General features: G+C 30.6%; 1 protein-coding gene. It reads left to right on the top strand.

Annotated features, from left to right (window positions below):
• Nucleotides 1-146 precede the first annotated feature (146 nt).
• Nucleotides 147-827 (top strand): SDR family NAD(P)-dependent oxidoreductase, encoded by a 681-nt coding sequence (locus OU788_RS12475; protein ID WP_274635462.1) that lies wholly within the window; start codon nucleotides 147-149, stop codon nucleotides 825-827.
• Nucleotides 828-914 lie beyond the last annotated feature (87 nt).

Below are 914 nucleotides of genomic sequence, written 5' to 3'. Positions count from 1 at the left end.
CCGTTTCCTAAATAATTAAGAAACGGGATTTTTTATTCATTCTTATTTTTTATAAACTACTTCATTTTTCATAATAATTTAAGAATGATTAAGCAATAAATCTAGTGATTTTTATGTAGCTTGCCCTTTTAAATTTTGACAATTACATGAAGAATATTGTTATCACAGGAACTAGTAGAGGTATTGGATTTGAATTAGCGCAGCAGTTTGCTAATCAAGGGCATCAAGTCTTAGCTCTATCAAGAAACACAAAACCTTTAGAGCAAATAAATCACTCTAATATTACAACTATTTCAGTTGATTTATCTAACGAAAATGACATAAAAAAAGCAGTTGATTTTGTTTCAATAAAATGGAAAAAGGTAGATATTCTTATCAATAATGCAGGAAAATTGATTAACAAACCTTTTGAACAATTAACTACAAAAGATTTTGAAGAAGTTTATAAAGTAAATGTTTTTGCAGTTGCTGAATTAACTAAAAACCTTTTACCCTTTATGCTAAAAGGAAGTCATGTAGTAACAGTGAGTAGTATGGGCGGAATACAAGGAAGCATGAAATTTCCTGGACTAGCTGCTTATAGCTCTGCCAAAGGTGCAGTAATTACTTTATCAGAATTATTAGCCGAAGAATATAAAGAACAGCAAATAGCTTTTAATGTATTAGCCTTAGGAGCTGTACAAACAGAAATGTTAGAAGAGGCTTTCCCTGGATATGAAGCACCTTTATCAGCTAAAGAAATGGCTAACTATATTTTTGATTTCACTTTAACAGGCAACAAATACTATAACGGAAAAGTATTACAAGTTTCTAGTTCTACTCCATAGAAAAATAACGACTGTCACTTCGAGTGATTTTCGTTCAACATAGCTGAAAAGAAAATTGTATCGAGAAGTAGTAGCTAGTTCTCGATA

This window comes from Tenacibaculum sp. L6 (assembly GCF_028823685.1).
Lineage (GTDB): Bacteria > Bacteroidota > Bacteroidia > Flavobacteriales > Flavobacteriaceae > Polaribacter.
This window is presented reverse-complemented; position numbering and strand designations above follow the sequence as displayed.